This window comes from Alistipes sp. AF48-12, from assembly GCF_003477565.1.
In the GTDB taxonomy this organism is placed as follows: Bacteria; Bacteroidota; Bacteroidia; order Bacteroidales; family Rikenellaceae; genus Alistipes_A; species Alistipes_A hominis.
Window position 1 is genome coordinate 22092 of the sequence record NZ_QUDJ01000004.1, and the last position, 20017, is coordinate 42108.

General features: G+C 48.2%; 17 protein-coding genes and 1 pseudogene. 6 read left to right on the forward strand and 12 right to left on the reverse strand.

Annotated features, from left to right (window positions below; all coding sequences use genetic code 11):
- Positions 1 to 7: 7 nt before the first annotated feature.
- From DW082_RS03410 to DW082_RS03435, 6 genes are all read right to left on the reverse strand, one after another.
- A complete protein-coding gene (locus DW082_RS03410) occupies positions 8 to 376 on the reverse strand; it encodes a hypothetical protein (protein WP_101573000.1) in 369 nt (122 codons plus the stop codon).
- Positions 373 to 2883: a TraG family conjugative transposon ATPase gene (locus DW082_RS03415; protein WP_118457339.1), complete on the reverse strand. Its 2511-nt coding sequence runs from the start codon at positions 2881 to 2883 to the stop codon at positions 373 to 375. The genes DW082_RS03410 and DW082_RS03415 overlap by 4 nt, the downstream gene beginning before the upstream one ends.
- Positions 2884 to 2897: 14 nt before the next feature.
- Positions 2898 to 3284, reverse strand: coding sequence for a DUF4133 domain-containing protein (locus DW082_RS03420; RefSeq protein ID WP_118457341.1), 387 nt, complete (start codon positions 3282 to 3284; stop codon positions 2898 to 2900).
- Positions 3285 to 3286: 2 nt separating this feature from the next.
- On the reverse strand, positions 3287 to 5104 hold the full coding sequence (gene ltrA / locus DW082_RS03425) for a group II intron reverse transcriptase/maturase (protein ID WP_061436652.1): 1818 nt from the start codon (positions 5102 to 5104) through the stop codon (positions 3287 to 3289).
- A 617-nt stretch (positions 5105 to 5721) separates the two neighbouring features.
- Entirely contained in the window at positions 5722 to 6033 is a 312-nt protein-coding gene (locus DW082_RS03430; protein ID WP_118457343.1) for a DUF4134 domain-containing protein, read from the reverse strand.
- Between the two features lie 218 nt (positions 6034 to 6251).
- Positions 6252 to 6770 (reverse strand): hypothetical protein, encoded by a 519-nt coding sequence (locus DW082_RS03435; RefSeq protein WP_147386953.1) that lies wholly within the window; start codon positions 6768 to 6770, stop codon positions 6252 to 6254.
- Between the two features lie 755 nt (positions 6771 to 7525).
- On the opposite strand from DW082_RS03435, the gene DW082_RS03440 reads away from it, so the two are divergent.
- On the forward strand, positions 7526 to 10084 hold the full coding sequence (locus DW082_RS03440) for a hypothetical protein (RefSeq protein WP_118457347.1): 2559 nt from the start codon (positions 7526 to 7528) through the stop codon (positions 10082 to 10084).
- On the forward strand, positions 10078 to 12435 hold the full coding sequence (locus tag DW082_RS03445) for a hypothetical protein (RefSeq protein ID WP_118457349.1): 2358 nt from the start codon (positions 10078 to 10080) through the stop codon (positions 12433 to 12435). The genes DW082_RS03440 and DW082_RS03445 overlap by 7 nt, the downstream gene beginning before the upstream one ends.
- A gap of 311 nt (positions 12436 to 12746) precedes the next feature.
- On the opposite strand, the gene DW082_RS03450 is transcribed toward DW082_RS03445, so the two are convergent.
- Positions 12747 to 13148, reverse strand: a complete 402-nt coding sequence (locus DW082_RS03450) for a DUF3408 domain-containing protein (protein WP_182424078.1) — start codon at positions 13146 to 13148, stop codon at positions 12747 to 12749.
- Positions 13126 to 13914: a ParA family protein gene (locus DW082_RS03455; RefSeq protein ID WP_118457353.1), complete on the reverse strand. Its 789-nt coding sequence runs from the start codon at positions 13912 to 13914 to the stop codon at positions 13126 to 13128. The genes DW082_RS03450 and DW082_RS03455 overlap by 23 nt, the downstream gene beginning before the upstream one ends.
- Before the next feature lie 602 nt (positions 13915 to 14516).
- On the opposite strand from DW082_RS03455, the pseudogene DW082_RS14900 reads away from it, so the two are divergent.
- From DW082_RS14900 to DW082_RS03470, 3 genes and pseudogenes are all read left to right on the forward strand, one after another.
- A pseudogene (locus DW082_RS14900) lies at positions 14517 to 14933 on the forward strand (hypothetical protein).
- Positions 14918 to 15907, forward strand: a complete 990-nt coding sequence (locus DW082_RS03465; protein WP_118457357.1) for a relaxase/mobilization nuclease domain-containing protein — start codon at positions 14918 to 14920, stop codon at positions 15905 to 15907. Before DW082_RS14900 ends, DW082_RS03465 begins: the two are co-directional and overlap by 16 nt.
- Positions 15904 to 16254 carry a hypothetical protein gene (locus DW082_RS03470; protein ID WP_118457359.1) on the forward strand — a complete coding sequence of 117 codons (351 nt, stop codon included), beginning with the start codon at positions 15904 to 15906 and terminating at the stop codon, positions 16252 to 16254. Before DW082_RS03465 ends, DW082_RS03470 begins: the two co-directional genes overlap by 4 nt.
- A gap of 34 nt (positions 16255 to 16288) precedes the next feature.
- Here DW082_RS03470 and DW082_RS03475 read toward each other — a convergent pair whose 3' ends face one another.
- The gene (locus tag DW082_RS03475; RefSeq protein WP_182424080.1) at positions 16289 to 16894 is read right to left on the reverse strand and encodes an RteC domain-containing protein; all 606 of its coding nucleotides are present in this window, start codon (positions 16892 to 16894) and stop codon (positions 16289 to 16291) included.
- A gap of 273 nt (positions 16895 to 17167) precedes the next feature.
- Between DW082_RS03475 and DW082_RS03480 the strand changes: the two genes are divergently transcribed.
- Positions 17168 to 17440 carry an HU family DNA-binding protein gene (locus tag DW082_RS03480; RefSeq protein WP_118457363.1) on the forward strand — a complete coding sequence of 91 codons (273 nt, stop codon included), beginning with the start codon at positions 17168 to 17170 and terminating at the stop codon, positions 17438 to 17440.
- 97 nt (positions 17441 to 17537) lie between these two features.
- On the opposite strand, the gene DW082_RS03485 is transcribed toward DW082_RS03480, so the two are convergent.
- From DW082_RS03485 to DW082_RS03495, 3 genes are all read right to left on the reverse strand, one after another.
- Positions 17538 to 18179 carry a nucleotidyl transferase AbiEii/AbiGii toxin family protein gene (locus tag DW082_RS03485; RefSeq protein WP_118457365.1) on the reverse strand — a complete coding sequence of 214 codons (642 nt, stop codon included), beginning with the start codon at positions 18177 to 18179 and terminating at the stop codon, positions 17538 to 17540.
- On the reverse strand, positions 18176 to 18502 hold the full coding sequence (locus DW082_RS03490; RefSeq protein ID WP_118457367.1) for a hypothetical protein: 327 nt from the start codon (positions 18500 to 18502) through the stop codon (positions 18176 to 18178). Before DW082_RS03490 ends, DW082_RS03485 begins: the two co-directional genes overlap by 4 nt.
- Before the next feature lie 93 nt (positions 18503 to 18595).
- Entirely contained in the window at positions 18596 to 19921 is a 1326-nt protein-coding gene (locus DW082_RS03495) for an AbiH family protein (protein ID WP_118457369.1), read from the reverse strand.
- Between the last annotated feature and the right edge of the window lie 96 nt (positions 19922 to 20017).

The window sequence follows — 20017 nt, forward strand, 5'->3', positions numbered from 1 at the left end:
AAGGGTTTTAAGGGTTCGTTTCGAGAGACAGGCGACGGTAACTGCCGCCGGGAATCATCAGCAGCGCATCCTTGCGGGGCGTAGTGAACAGATCGACGCGCCGGCCCGAGGCGTTTCGATAACCGATACAGCCCCGGTAGAAAAGTTCGTGACACGCTTCCCGGATACGGCCGCGTCCGTCGAGGCGTTTTACGACGATCAGGTGCTTGCGTCCGTACCGCTCGATCCGGAGGGTGGAACGGTTATCCGCGGCGATCCATACCCCGCATACCGCATCGAGGCGTTCGGTCTTCCGGTATTCCCGCACGAGGAACACGACGGCCGCTGCAAACGCGCACAGGCAGAGCGCATAGAGAGTTATACGAACGGTTCTCATAGCGGATCGGATTTCATTCGGCGTTTTCGGGCCAACTGACGGATCGCAGCCTCCAGATTGCCGTCCAGCTTTTCGGCCAAAGCGAACACCTCGGCCTTTTCGCTCTCTTCAGTGGTGTAACATAAGTATTCTTCGTCCGAGACCTCGGTGGCATAGACGGCCGACTGTACGCCTCCCAATCCGATCCACACCTCCTTGTAGTGTCGGGAAGGGTCGTTCGAAAGGTTGATCGAGAGTATTTGCGCCTTCTCCTTCTCCGTCAGGCCCAGCAAGGTCTGAATCTGATCGAATTTGTTGATGTATTTGCGCTGGTCCAGCAGGATCTTGCAGTCGGCGTTGTTGATGATCGTCTCCTTGACGATGGGCGACGAGATGATGTCGTCCACTTCCTGCGTAACGATGACCGCCTCGCCGAAATACTTACGGACGGTTTTATAGAGGTAGCGAATATACTCGCTCATATTGGCCGAGGTGAGGGCTTTCCAGCACTCTTCGATCAGAATCACCTTACGCACGCCTTTGAGCCTCCGCATCTTGCCGATATAAGTTTCCATGATGATGATCGTCACGATCGGAAGCAGGATTTTGTGATCTTTGATATTATCCAACTCGAAGACGATGAATCGTTTATGAAGCAAATCCAGCTCCTTGTCCGAGTTGAGCAGGTAGTCGTACTCTCCGCCTTCGTAGTAAGGTTCGAGCACCGTCAGGAAGTTGTCGATGTCGAAATCCTTTTCCCGGACGTTTTTCTGGCGCAGCAGGCGGCGGTAGTCCCGTCCTACGAATCGGTAGAAACCGTTGAAGGAGGGCTTGTGTTCGGGGTGTCGGCCGATATGCTCCAGATAGAGGTTTACGGCATTCGACAGGGCGACTTCCTCGGAACGCGACGGCGGTTCGTCGTCCCGTTTCCACAAGGTCAGGATCAGCGTCTTGATGCTCTCCCGCTTCTCGATGTCGAACACCCCGTCGTTGGTATAAAAGGGATTGAAACAGATCGGTTCTTCGTCCGTGTAGGTGAAATAGATCCCGTCCCGGCCTCCCGTCTTCTTGTTGACCAGCTCGCAGAGACCCTTGTAGGAATTTCCCACATCGACGATCACCATATGGGCACCCTGCTCGTAATACTGACGAACTATATGATTGAGGATGAAACTCTTACCGCTGCCCGACGGTCCGAGACAGAATTTATTCCGATTCGTCGTAACGCCCTGTTTCATAGGCAAATCTGAAATATCCAGATGAATGGGTACCCCCGTCAGGCGGTCCACCATCTTGATGCCGAATGGTGAGGGGCTGCTGCGGTAGTTCGTTTCGGCCGTAAAGAAGCAAAGGGCCTGTTCGAGGAAGGTGTGGAACGATTCTTCGGCCGGGAAATCCGCCTCGTTGCCCGGAATCGCAGCCCAGAACAGCGTAGGCACGTCCACCGTATTGTGATGCGGCGTACAGCCCATCAGGGCGAGCTGGGCCCCGACCTCGTTGCGGACGCGCTTGAGTTCCTCCGCACTTTCCGACCACGACAGCACATGGCAATGACAGCGTACTGGGAGCAGGCTCTCGTCGTGCGCCTCGTTCAGAAAGGCGTCGATCCACTCCTTGTTGAGCGCATTGGCCCGGCTGTAACGCGACAGGGAGTTCATGTTGCGGGCCGTCCGCTCGAAACGGCGGAGGGTCTCGTCCGCATCGTCCAGAAACACGAACTGGTTATAGATATGATTGCATCCGAGCAACAGCCCTACAGGTGCGGCGAACGAGAGCCGGCAGTCCGACCGGTCGGTGGAAAGCCGCTCGTAGCGGACGTCCGTATCGACGCCTTGAGGCAAATCGTCCAGATCGCTCAGCGTATGCAGGCAGAGGCGCTTGTCGCCCACGCGCATCTCTCCCGGATCGAGGCGCATGTCTTCGAGTACGGCCCGCGGGCTCCGGCTCAGGGCCAGGTAGCGGCCGAGAAGGCCCGTACATTGCGGAGTTCCTGCGATCTCGTCGGTCGTGAGACGCTCCAGATGGAACAGGCCGCTCTCGTTCAGAATACCGACGGCCTGACTTACGGCGTCGAGAAAGCGGGTTACGGTTTCCGGGTCGCGGACCTCTTTGGGAACGAGGAATCCCCGGCAGAGCGTCGAGAAGTCGCTCCGGGTACGCATCCGCTCGCGCGTGGTCTTCGTAACGAAAAGATAGCAGTCGTGGTGCAGATAGGGACGTTCGAAAAAGTGCCGTTCGAAGCTGCGCGAAAGAAAGCTCTCCGGCATGTCGTCCGACTCCGCGCGGTAACGCTCCCCGATGAACCAATCCTGCTTGTGTACGACGGTGTGCGGCGGCAGAATCTTCAGCGCCTTGACCCAGCAGGAGTGCATCGCCTCGTATTCGGCGGACGTGACCGTAAAGAGCTCCGGGAGCGTTATCCGGAAGGCGACCGTAACGTCGGCCTCCTTGCTGAGGATGCACCCCTTCTCGACGGAGAGGATCGGGAATTTGTTCTCCAATGTTGCGGTTTTCAGTATGCTTCGCATCGTAAGTCCGGAAATTAAAGGTGAAACGGAACGGAAGGGCGGACAAGCAGCCGGCGTACATCCCTGCGGTGGACGATCCGTCGGGGCCTGCGTCTGCGGGCCGCCTCCTTGAGCAGTCCGAAGCTGCCGTAACGGGCATTGAGCCGGAAGGTGAGCGCCACGAGCGCAGCGCCCAGCGCGACGCCGAGCAGGATGCAGAACAACTGACCGACGTTCATCATGTAGAGCACGATCACCAGCAGAAAATCCCCGAGCAGTCCACCCGCGAAGTAGAACAGGTACTGGGCCTTCAGGCGTAGGCTAAGAACCCGGTGCCTTGCCGTATTTCTACGGTAGGTTTCCAAGAACTCGCCTCCGAACCGTGCTTGCACCTCTCGGCGCACACGGCTCTCCACTAACATATTCAGTCTATTATCCCGTGATGTATCTTGTTGTGACAGGGAATACATACAGCTAACGTCTTTCTCTGACGTCCAATCATTTGGATTTTCCATGGCTCTTTGCCTTTTAAGTCTTTGAGTCTTTTGACGTGGTGTATTTCAATGTTTTCCGTTGCGCCACACAATTCACACTTACCCGCTTTTAACCTTTGTATAAGGCTTGATACAGTGGTATTGAAAATCGTGTTGGCTACATAATCACAACTCGCGTCCATCGCGGTTGTTTTACGCTTAAAGCTCCCGTTGAAGAATACCCGCATCTTCTTTCCTCCTTTCTTGTCCTCATAGAAAACCGCAAAATCTTTGTGATGTCGATACTTTGCGATAATCTTTCGGGCTGTCGTACTGTACTTTCGTGCAAAAGTCTTATACAGACTGTATTGCATGATGTACTTGAAAGAATTCAGGTGTGAACTGTTATTTGCGATAGAAAAATAGTTTGCAAAACCTCGGATTTCTCTGTTATAGGCATCCAGTATTTCGAGGTCGTCCAGATGTAGCAACTTTGTCCGGCTTGTGGGTTTCCATTTCGCTTTACCCTCGAATTGATGAATTTCCATCGCCTCGTAGTAGAGAAGTTTATCCCGCATTGTGAACATTGGCACTTCCAACACTACCTTTTTGCCGTAAGCCTTAATAAGTACTCCCGATTTCTCGCCTCTTAACGTCTTATCCGTGAATGGTCGGACATAGATTTCATAGCCGAGGAATTTTGCCTTTCTATTGCCGTGCGTGATTAAGGTCTTTTCTTCGGAGAGCGTCAATTTCAGTTTCTCGCCGAGGAAATTCTTAATATCCTCTTTGATGGCCTCACAGTCCGATTTACTGCCAATCACTCCGATAATAAAATCATCGGCATACCTCACATACTTAATCCGTCTATATCCCTCGTCCATTTCATCGACAGAGGGTAAGTGCATCCTGTTTTTCTGATGTTGCTTAATCGCGTCAATCAGTTCCTTCCGAGTATCTTTATCCTTGGTTTGCTTCAGCTTTGTGCCGAGCCACCAAATTTTCCTGGAATACCGTTTGTACTCAAGGTTCATTGCCCGTCTGTCGCCTCTATCGAATTGACAGGCATACTCTTTCATGTACTTATCCAGCTTGTCGAGATAGATATTAGCCAGTATCGGGCTAATGATGCCACCTTGCGGTGTTCCGCTGTATGTTCTATGAAATGTCCAATCTTCGATGTAGCCAGCTTTCAAAAATTTCCACATTAGCCGGATAAAGCGGTCGTCTGCGATACGTTCTTTCAAGATTCCGATAAGTACATCATGGTTGATGTTATCGAAGAATCCTTCAATGTCGCCCTCGATAAACCACTTGGCCGCAGTAAAATTCTTCTGCACCTGTATCAGTGCGGTGTGGCAGCTGCGTTTGGGTCGGAAGCCGTGCGAGGTGTTCTCAAAACTACCTTCATAAATTGCTTCCAACAGCATTCGCAATACCTCCTGCACTAATTTGTCGTCGATAGACGGTATGCCGAGAGGTCGCATGTTCCCGTTTTTCTTCGGGATGTACATCCTTCTTGCCGGTTTTGGTTGGTACGACTCATCTTTGAGCGCATCAATCAAATTTTCAATCCGTTTCAGGCTCATTCCGTCGATAGTTTTACCGTCGGAACCTTCCGTCATATTTCCCTGCCTACCTTGTATATTATGGTAGGCGAGGAGAAACATCTCCGAATTGAATAGAACCCTGTAGAGCCGTTCAAACTTGTAGCTCGAAACTTTGCTGTGCTCTGACAGACTGTTTAATACTCTCTCTGGATTTCTCATAATGTCTCACACATTATCCGTTAATTTGTATTAAAAATGTTAGCTGCCACCCTTCGCCATGTACGAGGCTTTCCCTCGCTCGGACTACTACGGTGGCTCCGTTGCCATACCGGATTTTCATAGGTCTGAAACCTAATAGCTTTCGGCATTCCGGGTTAGGCAATCCACGTTTAATTCTTCGGCAACATAGCTTTGATAGATTGTCGGATACGACTTTCGCCCGTTTCTGCTTATCGCAGTTGTGCTGTAACCTGTTCTGCACCCAACCCTCCAAGGTCGAATCGAGTGTGTTACAGTATGGCGTCTGTAGTTACCTTCCGCCACAGTTTCGAGTTGTGCCACTTGGACTATCGTTCAATCAATCCAGACTTTATCCTCGTATCTATCTTTCATCTCCTGATTCAGTCGCATACTTGGTAACTGTATGACTTATCAGTTTATCGGCAGGCTATACTCCCCGTCCGGTTTCCCTTTCGGATAAGCCGATCGATGATAGGCTATCGAACACTTGCCTAACGTCTTGCTATCGACGCATTTGCCAAAGAACCATTACGTGCGCGCCATGGAACTCGACCTCGCGGCCGATGCCTTTGTTGATGTTGTAAGCCGTCATAGTTTTACAGGAAAAAGGAGCGCAGGACGGTTCCCGCGATAACGAGGAAGATGCAGGCTCCGAACCACGAAGCCGCTGTCTTTGACGTATCCGGATCTCCCGAGCTGAACTTCTGGTACACTTTTATGCCGCCGATCAGTCCCACGACGGCCCCTACGGCATAGATCAGCTTGGTCAGCGGATCGAAGTAGGACGACACCATCGAAGTGGCCTGCATGATGCCGGAAGTGCCGTTCCCCTGCGCCAGACACAGGCAGGCGTACGACACGAAAAAATACAGCGCGGCGAGCCGCTTGAAAACAACTTGTTTTTGCATTGGAGCAAAAATTTGAAGGTTTGACATGCCGTCCTCAGGCCGAAGGCCGGACGGATCGGATTGCTGTAATCGAATAAGGGAATGAATGGGAAAGAATAAGGAAATAAAAGAGAAGAAAAAGTGCGGGCAGAATAGAAAACAGTAGAGATAGCAGCGTACAGGAAATTGGAAAAGGTCGGCGGCGGATGATGAAAAGAGGAAAACTATCAGTGTATAAGCTATGGCATGCTTTCTTTCGGAGCATTTGCAGAAACGGGGTCCGTATCGGGCGGTTCAGGCATGAACTCCTGTTCGAACAGAGCGTCCAGCGTCCGGGATACCTCCTCCTTTACGGACTGCGATCCCGCCAGCGAGATTTTTCGCTGTTCGATCTCCTCGCCCGTTTCGGGGTCGAACGTGCCGACGATCATCTCGTCCGTACCTTCGGGACGCTTCGTGCGAAGACGCTGCTTGGACGGCATCTTCCACTCCGTGCGTTCGTGGTACGGAGGTTCGGACCCGACCGCATAGCTTACATGCGGAACCAGAGAACCGGAGTCAGGGAGAAGCTTAGGGCAATCGCGGCACGTTAACTGTGTCTGCTTCTCCCTTCTTCCGGCCGGAAGCCGTAACGCCCTGCTCAGGGCGTCCCATCCGTTACGGAGCAGTCGCCGCCATCCCTGAACGAACAGCCGTCCGAGACTACCCCGGAACAGGAAACGTTCCAGAAACAGATAACCGAACAACAGGATCAGCATGGCTTTCATGACTCGTGTCGGAGGGCGAAATCCGTTCTGTCCGTTCGTTCGGATAGACGGATCGCCGGCTCCGCTGACAAAGAAACAACCTTTCGGAGGATTTGGTACACCCCGGCCGGGGTAGGCCGTCTATGGCCGGAAAAAGATTATATAGTCAGATTAAATGTCCTCGAAGGAAAAGGCGCAATGGTTCGGAACAGCAAAAGAGACTGAATTCCGCCCGCCGGCGGCTATTTTACTTATTCACATATAGATTATCGTCAGGAATATCTGGATTATATTGAATGTCATTCGATAATGCTGCTATGTGCGATGCTATTGCATTTGTCAAAACATCTTTTGTTGCGTTCTGAATGTAGAATCTATGCTTTATGACATTCGTAATATCCTTTGCCCCGATAGCAATTTTGGCAATAATATTATGCTATTTTGCCTTTTAAGAGAATCACTTGCAGTCCGACCCGGAGAAGTCGAATATGTGATTATATAATCTTTTGTAACATTAATAGGAACAAGACTAATATCCCCTCACCTCTGTCATCATCTTCAAAAGGATTATTCCTGCAAGCATCTAAAATATGTTTGTTTTTACATTCAACTTATTGTGAAATTGAATATTAATAATTATATTTATTGCACAACAAGTAGCTTTTAGTTATGGCAGACGAACAAATTATTTTACGGCCTGAGAAGGATATTCACGAGCAAGTCTTCACAGAAAAGAATGTGGTACATCGGGCGGAGTTCCGGCAGGTATGGGCTTGATAGATCGATTCACAGAAGAAGTTAAACAAGAAAACAAATCAGAGTCAACGCCCAAGACAGAGCCTGCAATCGACAAACGACGGGTTCATCATACCATAACGTTGTCCGGTAGTCGAGGAAGTGGAAAAACATCTTTTTTAAAGACTTTAATCGCTGAAATTGAAAATAACTCGGATTCCAAAATCGCAGTTTTGGAGATCGTCGATCCGACGTTGATCGAGGAAAAAGGACATATATTTCTCAATATTGTAGCTCGTGTCAAGGAGCGTATCGATGCGTTGGTGGACAAAAAGATTCAAGATAAAGAGACCTCTTTCAGGCAGAGTGCGGAGTATAAACAATGGGAAGAAAGCCTGAACAGTCTGGCTGCAGGTCTTCCTATGTTGGACGGCATCAACGGAGGACTGGATCCAAGCGACTGGAACGATACCACATTCGTGATGCGCGACGGATTAAGGCGGGTCAGCGGGGCGAATCGGTTGGAAGAATATTTTCGGAAATATATTACTTACTCTCTACAATTACTCGAAAAGCGTTTTTTGCTAATAGCTTTCGATGATGTTGATACGGATTTTGCCAAAGGATGGCCTGTATTGGAAACTCTACGCAAATATCTGACAGCTCCCAATATACTGACATTCATCAGCGGCGATTTGGACTTGTATTCTTTTCTGGTTCGGAAAAAACAGTGGAAAAATTTCGGGAAAGCATTGCTCAAAAACGAATATGACAAGCCGGAAAACATCTATGCCGTTAAATATCCGGAATTGGTAGAGCAGTTGGAGAGCCAGTATATGATGAAACTTCTGAAGCCGGAATACCGCATTACCTTATCGACTTTGGCTTCAAAACTGGCGACTAAAAGAATTCAGATTTATATCGACAGTGTCGATGCTGATAATGAACTGGAAAAATATTATTCGAAGCAACTGGAAGACATATGGGGAATTTCAGGTAACACCACCCAATTATCATATGTGCGATTTTTTACCAGCCTGCCATTACGTACACAATTATCGCTCTTGCAGCTTTTCTCCCCGGCCCAAAATCAGGAACAAGATCTCAGAATAAAATTGCAGAACCTGGCAAAAGGAATATCCGATGTGTTTTATAATGAACTTCGCTACACTAAGGTAGATATCTGGGGGCTTCTGAACGAATACGGATTAGCCAATATTTATCTTTTACGCTTCCTGCTGGATAATAATGTACTCGACGAAGCCAGTCAATTCTTCCCCAAACTGAACAACCCTTCACTGGACGGAGCCGTAGTCGCTTTGGGAGCGGTGTTGTCTGAGAAACTGACACTCGATCCCTATGAGTTGTTCGACCACATCGTACGCGTCTCCAATGTCGTTACTAAAGCGACAAGGTGGCCGATGGTCGGCACATCTCCCAATATACAGGATTTCGTGAAGCACAGCCGTAGCCTGTTCGATTATGGATTGAAAAAGATAGCTTCCTTACAAAGTGCCTATATCATGTCGTTCGATGATGAGGATGCAGCACATAACGGATTGATTCCGCTCAGATCGTTGCGGAGCAGATCCAAAGAAAGACGTGACGAGAACGATCTTGCTCTGGATGAGGTTTTTAATCGAAATAACGAGCGTGAAATCGTCCGGCTATTAGGCCTGCTTCCGGCTTTCGGGGCGCAGGATCCATTGGGGCGTAATCGTCTTTTCTATTCTTTTTACAATCTTATCGGAGCTATCGGTGAGATTATCCAGTGTGAGAATGAGCAGGATATGCAAAACGAATTGATCCGTCTGGCCCAATTACGGGAATTTCCCATGGCTCACAATCAGAATAATCGCGACGACATTACGGATGATGGAGATTACGATGACCCTGAGCATATGGGCAGAGACAATACAATCGGGGAATTTGTATCTCTGATAAGCCGGTGGAAAGGGAATTGGCATAGTCGTGAAAAAAATATTTTGCCGCCCTATTTGCTGGGTAGAATCATGGTCAGAACCGCTTATTCCTTTATGCGCATCCAACCCCAGTCCAATCAGAAAGTCGCTGAACTATTTCACAGATTACTGGTCGTTTTCCTTAATGCCGTATTGGTGGAAGAAGTCATGGAACGAGATGCGACAACCCACATAACACTGACTAACCCTACCGGGTCAGACAAGATATTCTTTGACAACTATATTGAAACAACGACATCCTGTCCGTTGTTTGAGTTTATGTTGGCTTGCCCCTTCATCCAAGCCTATCTCGATCCTGCTTTATTGGAACAAATAGGAATACAACCGGCATATTCCGTATATAACGACCTTCAACAACTCAATATTTTAGGTGTCAGCGAAACCAAGAAAACCAAGAACACCATTAGGATTGAGACCCGTGTTCGGGCTAATAATCAGGGACATATCGACGCTTTAATACAATATTTCCAACATACAGGATTAACCAAAGACCAGCTGGATTTCGAACAGACAAAAAGGGCTATCAAAAAGATTTTCACAAATAAGATGGTATACGACCGGGTCGTTACGGATGTGTTGAATGCAGTAAAAAACAGTAACAAATGGTAGATTTGTGTTTACGACAGATCCTGATGGATAAGTTGACTCTCCGTGACTACGAGGAACGGTCTTCTGTGTCATGGGCGGATATTCGTCGTCGTTTGCTGCTGAATGAACGTGAAGTCAATCCGACATTGCCTGATCATCTGTATCGGGCTGCGCTCGATGCACAGTTGGATGAGCGCGGGATCGACTCGCTTCCCAAACTGTTGACCCAAGGACTCGGCAATCTTGCGTCCATTTATATACAGGAAAAAAACTCTAAAATGTATATCGCAAGCGAGTGTTTCGGCCAATGGCAGGAGTTGCTCACCTTTTGTCCGCCTTTACCGTTAATTGCAGCCTTCCTTTGGAACAAATATAAAGGTATAGCTATTCCGTCTTCTTGTTTCCAAAATGTCAAATATACAGCTTTACTATCGCCGGACATATCGGAATTACGCGAGCAAAAGAAACGGTCGGGAGGATTCAATGACTTGCATATTCATCTGAACGGATCGACGGAAACGGATATCGTCTGGCAAGATGCTCTGAATGATCCTCACGCTTTTCGAAAACATTATAAGCAATCGCTTAAACATGTGCTTGTCAAAGAGCAAAATGAGCAGGAATCCGTATTCAGGAATGCAGATGAATTATCGCAACTGTTAAGGCAGGCCCGGGCATTGCGTTATTATTTCACCCAAATTATCGCTCACCACGATCATAAAGCTACCAGAAAGCCGTCTCATCCTGATTCTGATATTCGGATCGAACAATACGAATCGAACCTTATTCGAGGACAACACCCATTGGCGCCATGTAGGGATACACAGTATACGGATACAGAATACGAATGTCAGTTGTATGTCCGAATACTGAATCTGTTAGCTAATAAACAGAGTGCAGAAAAATATCCGCAACTGGCACAGGGTTTTCATCATTATCTGCTGATTTTAGGCACCATGAACCGTTTTCTGGTACAGCAGATCCGGCAAAACGGATTCCAGCAATTTCAAAAAATTGCAGACAACGACTTACGGAAACTTTCGGAATCGGATTATCGTCAACGATTTTTCCAACTATGCGGCAATCGTCTCGGGGAACCTCATTTCAAGATTCTGGAAGGACGTTTCGCTCCGAAAAAGACTCCTAAAGAGATCAATCGGTTGATCGGGAAAATCAGAACGGGATGGCAGCTATTCACGCAGGACGGGAAGATAGAAAGGGCTCACAATCCTGAATTGCGTTTGGTGGCACATTTTATTAAAAAACCGATAAATAAAGACGATTCGTTTTACCACGAATCTTTGCGAAACAAATTATGGAGACAAACCCAAGCTCTATTGAGCCTTTGGAAGGATTCAATATGGCAACGATGCCCGGTTTGCGAACATTCAGGAGAATCTTTAGATCAATCATTATACTTGCAGAAGTTGGTAGGCATCGATGCTGCCGCCAGTGAATTTGATGCTCCGCCGGAAGTATTCGCGTCTGCATATGGAAAAATTTGCAGAACATTGCCTGATAAATGCCATTTTACATTCCATGCCGGAGAGGATTTTTCCCATATTATCAGTGGCTTGCGAGCCATTTATGAAGCCATTCAATTTTTAACATTAAACGATAAAGACCGGATCGGACATGCGGTGGCGTTGGGTGTGGATTATGCCTTATGGCGCGAACGTATAGGCAACCAAATATGGATAAAACAGGGAGAATGGTTGGATAATCTGCTATTTATTTATCATTTATACCGAGAAGACCATCGGGAAATACCAGCCAATATCGCAACAGACTTAAACAAATATTTCTCGAAAGTCTATCCCCGAAGAAAACTCAATATAGACGATGCCGTTGCAGCATGGTTGAATCGGAAATGGAACCCCATTTTTATTCAAAATTCTTCGTTTAGCGACCTATCTGGAAAAGAGACTTTCGATGCGGATGAATGGGAGAATTTCCAAAATGCGAACATTCCCCCTACTGTCACAGATATCATGGAGGACTATTGGATACAGCGGGAGAGTCGTTCGGGAAGCAATTATTATGACAAACATATCCTCGTAGATTTGGACGAGGGCTTTTACGGGATTGTCGATTTTATACAGAACAGCCTTAAACAGATCGTTAGGGATCGGAAGATAGCATTGGAGACACTCCCTACCAGCAACGTACGGATCGGCATCTATAAAAATCATGCTGAGCACCATTTACGAAAATGGCTTGATGAGGGTCTGGACGTTATTATCGGAAGTGACGATGCGGGCATTTTTGCAACGAACATATACAACGAATACGCACATGCATGGCTGAGCCAATCCATCAGAAAAAAACAATTAGAACGTTTAACCGCAAATGCCGAACACTACAGTTTTTAATAAAGCGTTCTAAAATAATAATTTTAACAGAACATTTTGACTTGTTAAATATGTCAATAATTTCTTTAACTTAAAAAATAATGTGTGCAGTTACTCCGATCTCGGCCGCTAACGGACAGTCCGCAGGCGCAATATAATTTCATTATTTCCTATTATTAAAGCATGTACGTTCATATCGAATTTATACTGAAATCTGATAATACAAAAATAATTAATTTACAACGTAATTTCGAATCTGCCTTAACCTTGCACTGTTCATGATGTCATTCGATTGACCAACGTTTCCGTTATCTAATCTTGTATCACCTTTTCTACAGAAGATCGTCTTTGTTTATTTCCCTGTGCAGCCGGTTGATCTCCTCTTTGTAAAGTTCCAGATGGTTGCGGAGGATGTTTTCCACATATCCGATTACGGACACTCTGCCCGTGCCGATCTTCCGTGCCACCTCCGAGATCTTGCAGCGCGTCTCTTCGCTGATATACAGTGCTGACCGGACTTTTACCCGGACCGGTTTCAGAAACGTCGCTTCGTAATCGGGCAGGGTCATTCTCCGCCTGCGAATCGCAGGAAGCTCCGGCTGTTCCTCATTCCCGGCAGGTATTCGCTCCGCTATCTCCAGCATGGAGCCTTCGGCGCTCTGTCCGCCGACCGCTTCCCGCAGCATATCTTCGTCTATGACGGGAAAATTCCTATTTCTTTTCCTGCTTTCCATGTGCGCTATGTTCTGATAGTTCGACGATTTCATGGGTCAGGCTGTCGAGACAGCATTCCCGGATAAAGCTTTTCTCAGGGAGCAGGATCGTCGAACGGAAGACGGGTCCTTCCTCCGCCGAGAGCTCCTTGCTGAACCGGCTTCTGTAGGGAATATGGGTCTCCATCCGGTGCAGTCCGAGTTTCTCCAACGCCTTGTCATAAAGGTCGTACAGCGGAGTCCGCTCCCTTCGGTCGATCATCGTCCAAAACAGGTGGACGCCTGCGGTCTGCACGTCCGAATTGCGGACCAGATGGTCATTGACCGATTTGGCGAACGCGAGCGTGCTTTCCATCACGTAGCGGTCCGCCTTCATCGGCACGAATATCCGGTCGATGGCGGAGAGCGTCCGCAGGACGCCCGGGGTGCCGACCGTACCCGGAAGGTCGAACAGTACGAAATCGACCGGCTCTCTCAGCATACCGAGCTGCCTGTCCACATCCGTAAGAGCCCTTTCCGAGGCGGAGGCGATCACCGGCCAGATCTCTCTGTGTGTCACTCCGAACTGACGGACAAGCAACGATTTGTAACGAGGGCTTCGGTCGAGCAGGGCCAGTTCCCTTTTGCGCTGGTCGAAAATGCTTTTCTGAGGATAGTCGCAGTCGGCTACCAATACGCGGTATCCTTCCATGTAATGCAAGATGTCGGCGAGCAGTACCGTAAAGGTCGATTTGCCGATTCCGCCTTTCTGATTGCAGACGGAGATAAAAACAGGTTTCCGTTCCATAACTATGATCGGTTAAAAGAATGTCGTTTCCTTCTCCGGCAGTTCTGCCATCCGTGCCGGAAACAGCAGATATGCCAATAATACCATCCATACCGGATACGCCGTTTATGCCGGAGGTGTTGTTTCTGCCATCCATAGCATCTATGCCACCAATACCATATTCGGCATAGACGCCTTCGCTGCCACGCATACCATCTATACCGTGGCAGCCATGTATTCCATGACCGCACTGCATACCATGACTGTCATGCATACCATGACTGGCAGTTATGGCATCCGTGCCATGCACGCGAAGAAAACGGAAATCCCGAAAGGTTCTTCGTAGAGGCCGTTGCAGGCCGTCTATGGCCGGATCGGAATCCTTGTCCGGCTCCGATAATCTGCCTAACATTGCACGGGTCGAACCTACTGCCGCTTTCGTGGAAGCGAGACTGTCGGTCTCGCGCGGGCAAATCCGCCATCCGGCGGATTTTATCGGCGCCTGCCGATAGCAAGGTGTGTTTCGGTATGCCGGAAAATCCGGCCCCCGAAACCTCCGCCCTTTCTACGAGGCCGGGATGGGTTCGACTCCGAAGTCGTCAAACCTCAAAATCAAAAATGCGATGGCAAAGAAGATCAAAGGACGGCCCCGCAGTGCCGATCCATGCAGGTATCACTACAATTTCAAGCTCAACGAGGCACAGAACAAACGGTTTCTGGACATGCTGGAGCGGTCGGGATGTACGGACAACAAATCCAGATTCATCCTCTCCCGGCTTTTCGGGTGAGAGCTCCGGGTCGTAAAGACCGATCCCGCGACGCAGGATTTCTGCGCCCGGCTGGGCGATCTGCATTTCCAAATCCGTAAAGTCGGGCTCAATTACAATCAGGTCGTGAAGGCCATCCATCACAACTACGATGCCGCTTCTGCGGCCCGTATGCTGTGGCGGCTGGAGCAGGAAACAAGGAAAATGACGGAGTTACAGCAGCAAATTCTGACACTCGCCGAAGAGTTCGAGAAACGATGGTCGGACGAATAACATCCGGAAAATCGCTTTACGGCGTACTGGCGTACAACCGTCTCAAGATAGACGGAGGGCGGGCCCGCGTGATCTTCTGCAACCGGATGCTTCCGCCGGGAGGAGACCCCGCCCGGCTTACCGCCGCACATTGCAGACGGGTCATGCAGACATGGCTCGATGCGAAAAAGAACAGCCGTTTCGTGGAGACGATCTTCCACGCTTCGCTGAACCCGCATCCCGAGGACCGGCTTTCGGAACAGCAGTTGGCCGACATCGCCGAGGAGTACATGCAGCGGATGGGCTACGGCGACCAGCCCTATGTGGTTTACCTGCACCGGGACATCGCACGGGCCCACCTGCATATCGTATCGGTGCGCGTCGGGCCGGACGGACAGAAGATCGACGACGGCAACGAGCGGTATCGCTCGAAAGCGATTACCCGTTCCATCGAAAAGGAATACGGGCTGCGTCGTGCTACGAAGCGGCAGGAACGGGAAGGAACCGTACCGCTGAGAAAAGTGGAGTACCGGCGCAGCGGCCTGAAGGCCCAGATCGCATCCGTCGTCCGCAACGTTACGGACCGCTATAAGTTTTGCACTCTGAAGGAGTACAACAATATATTGCAATTATTTCGAGTCGAAGCGGAGGAAGTGCGCGGCGAGATCGGCGGCCGTCCGTATGCCGGAATGCTTTACAGCGCGTTGGACGAGAACGGCGACAAAGTCGGAGTACCGATCAAATCGAGCGCGATCGGACGCGATACGGGAATCGGGTCTATCGAAAAACACTATGCGAAAAGCGCCGAATGGCTCAAAAAGAATACGGACGGGATGGAAGGACTGCGCGGGATCGTCCGGGACGCCATGCGACAATCCCGGAGCCTGCCGGAATTTGCGGCGGCGCTATCGGCCGAGGGCGTACAGGTCATCGTCCGGCAAAATACGCAAGGGCATATCTACGGGATTACGTTCATCGACACAACGGGGGATTGATCGTTAACGGCTCCAAACTGGGACGGAACAAAGAGTTCGCTGCAAACCGTTTCCATGAACTGTTCGGGGCGCATACGGCCGATGAACTGGAACGGGAAGTATCCGGACAAAACGACGAACGGCCCGTTGCAGACAGCGAATCTTCGGAGTCTTCTGCAACCGATTCGCCGACGGAAATACCGAAACCGAATCCGATGGATACGGAGGCCGAATCCCGGCTGATCGGGCAGGCTGTCGATACGTTGGATATTTTCTCTACGGCGTTGGAGGAAGGGCAATATCCGGAACCTTATGAGGAAGATTTCCGTCCGGAGAGAAAGCGCCGGAAAAAACGAAGATCTCTATGATCCTCGTTTTGTAGATTATAGACGCGGACCGATGCTATCGCTGGCTGCGCTCGGTCAGTGCCGCTTTGAGTTGATCGAGAAAACCGGTAAGACGAATTTTACGGTTGACGGCTGCGTTTTTGAAACGCTCATAATTCTTTATCCGGATATGCAGCACCTCTTCGAAGGTGTGGATAACGACCGAGAACTCGATCCGCGAACCGTCGCTTTTACGAAAAGCCCCGATCAGGTGCAAAGCGTACAGCAGTTCGACCAGATCCGTAACGGTCAAGTCTTTCGACAAATACAACGGGGACTCGATTTTCACTTCCGGCACGATGCCGGATTGAGGGTATCGCAGACGGAGATGAAGCAACCGGACTTCCGTGTCGATCAGAAACAAGGTTCTTACCATATAGTCGGTTAGTAAAGATTCGGAAATTCTGTTTTTTCGTTTTTCGAGCAGGGAAACCTGCCCGAGTGTAAAACTCATGCAACGCAAACGCTCGATAATGCTTCTGCGGTCATCGGAAGAATAAGCTGTAAGTTCTTGGATAAATTCTTCGAACAGTTCCGAGAGATGCGCTTCGGAAACGGTTCCGGTCGGCAGGTCACTTTCACGAAAGAACAGCAACAAGCCTGTCTTCAGTAATGTGTACATAGCAGTTGGTTTTAGATTAAATAAAAAGTCCGGAGCCATTAAAGTTCCGGATGGTTAATGCTGTATAAACATGATTTATATATTATAAGATATTGAATGATAATATGTAAAGAGATGAATATCCGGAAAAGTTATCCTCAAAATATAAACAACCGAAAAAGAGGTGAGAAAACTGATTTTCCCGATAGTTGTCAGCGAGATGAAATAATTGAGTATATTTGAATGAAAATATGAACGATACGAAATATTCGAAACATATAAATTACAAGCGATATGACGAAAGCAGAACTCGTTAGTCGGATCTCTGAGCAGACCGGCATAGATAAGAGCACCGCTCTTGAAGTAGTGGAGAATTTCATGGAACAGGTCAGGAACTCCCTGATAGAAGGGGAATCCGTTTATTTGAGAGGATTCGGAACTTTTTTACTTAAACAACGGGCAGAAAAGACCGCACGTAATATTTCGGCCAACACGACCCTTATCGTCCCCGCCCACAAAATTCCGGCTTTCAAACCTTCCAAAAGTTTCTCTGCCCAGGTTAAGTAAAAAAACAGGCAAAACAAAATCGTCCTGCAAGTAAATATGATTTTTGCAGGACGATTTTATTTAGGCTCTTTTGGGGGGAATAGAAGTATGCAGCTTTTTATTTTTTCAATAATTTTTTGATGTATGTCTCAATCTCTTCCGGGGTAACGGTATAGACCGGCTCCAACTGATCGAAATTACGATCCTCGCCGAAACGCCTGTGATCGGTTAGCATAGCAAGAATATTTTTACTTTTAAGCAGATGTCCGGAATAATCTCCGGCCGCTTTGACAAATTTCATGACGTCGCCATCGTTCCGGAAGATACAATACAGATCGTAATAGTCCCGGAACTTACTGCGCCGCAGCATCACTTCCATTTTCATGGCCGCAATCGATCCCATATCCGCCAATACGATATGGTTCATAAACGGAATCGTCCTCATAACAGGGGCTTTGCTTTCCCGGGCATAAAAAGAAAGTTTCACGCCCGATACGACGAACTCGACATGATTATGATCGAGAATATCCATCGACTGTATCTCTCCGACCGTTTCCAACTGTCTGCGAATTACCGGCCAATCCACATCCATACGCTCATTTTTATAGGTTTGCCAGCGCATGAAATCCAAGTCCTCGCTCAGCCTGTGACCCAGTTGAACCGCAAGAGCAGTGCCTCCGGCCAGTACCCAACCGTTCAGGCAGTCGAGACGGGAAACAGGCCCGATGATCGCTTCCGTATGTCGTGCGATTCCTTTCATGCGTTCAGTCGGGAAAGATGGCGTGTTACCATTGACTTAAGATAGCGATCGGGACAGCGGATGTCGAAATAATACCATGCGAAAAACCGGTTCAGGGAGTAGTAATAGTCTCCCTGTACGACCATCGATTTCAACCAGACACTCTTTATTTTCCGGACAGAAAAGATCTCGAAAAGCCGGTCTATGTCGTCGAGATCCAGTTTTATGAGCGTGGCTTCGATCAACTGGTCATCCGAAACAGCCCGGCGGACGGATCGTTCGTCGTATGACCAAAACCCGCCGGCCTTTATCAGTTTGTCTATTATTTGATTCCGGACATCCATATTACAAAAGTAGCAAATTTCTTATAAAGAACGGTTTGCTAATCCACATAATTGTCCGATGCGCGCAATTTGCGGGCCGGTTCCATTCTTTATTTATAAAAGAGGAACCAACGGAGAACATTTTTCTTTACTGACAACTTTATCGCGCATGGCGGCTTTGTCGTTGAAATTACGCGAAAGGTTTCGGATCAGATCGGTGTAATCGTCCGTACCGTCCTCACGCTGGTGGTAATAGACTTTTACGGAAATGCAGTTCGGATGCTCAAATAGCGTATTGAGCAGGGTACGGTCCGAGTTCCCGCACGAATGTCCCATCGTAATTACCTGATACGGATCGGATTCGATAAAATCCAATAACTTTTTATAATTGCTCGTTTCGTGATAACGGACGGATTTGATGTTCTCTAAAAAATCGTTATCCTGCAATTTTTCGATCCGTTTATAGTCTTCGTCCAGCTCATCGCCATAGCCGAAAATGATCGGATTACGGGGGTTATCGAGCTCTCCGTGGATGTTGATTATCTCATCCTTTTTTCTGGCATAGAGTTTTTCTGCCGTTCGTGTGTAATTGAAATTCAGTATTAGGGTATGGACCGGTGTGCAATGGTCACGTCTTAAATAATCGTCCTTCAATCGTTTTAGGACATAAAGTCTGTTTTCTTCTTCTTTTGAACGACAGAATAAATAGTCCGGATCTTCTTTTTTATCTTCGGAAACAACGTCTGTTTTAACTATGCCATCATCTCCTTTTCCTAACTGAATTATACCGCTGATGATGGAGTCGATAAAAAGTCGTTGTTTTCCGCAAGCGACCTCTATGGGCTGTATTTGACTGGAAAAAACGTCTTGTATCGAAGGGAAAGGCTTTAATTCTATTTCAGGGACGATCTCCGACAAATAACTCACGAGCCGTTTCTTTACAGCATCGAAATCGAGGTTCAATTTCCGGACCTTTTCATGGCGGAGCATCGCATTGTTCTCTGCAAGCAATTCCTTCAACTGAGCGTAATACTCATTCTCGATATCTAACCAGTTCATTAAGGAACATCGCTCGGATATATGTTTGAAAAATTCGTTTTTAAAAGTTACATGGAGGGTGTTCCCCGTAAGGTTATTGCTATTGAATTTGATAACGAAATCGCATAAATCGCTGTACGAATCATTGCCATAGGGACGCTCGATTTGTTCTTGACAACCTTTTTCAGAGGTTCTCGAATAAGTCACATACGATTTAACAAATTCATCTTCATAGGGAGCAGGATCGTTCCATACGCCCCATTGTTGTAATAAGTGTAGTTTATACCCATTGTATATGCTCAAAGCGACCTGATCCCAATAACCATCGATAAAATCCCTGTAGCCGGTTTTCAGACCATGTGCTTTATCGAAGCCGTTGCCTATGACGATAACCCTGTTCATTGAATTTATTTATTTTCAACGATAAAATTACGGATTTCTATTATCTGAACCCAAAGATACTTTGAAAATCTCAATCGATACGGATTTTCTTGAAGT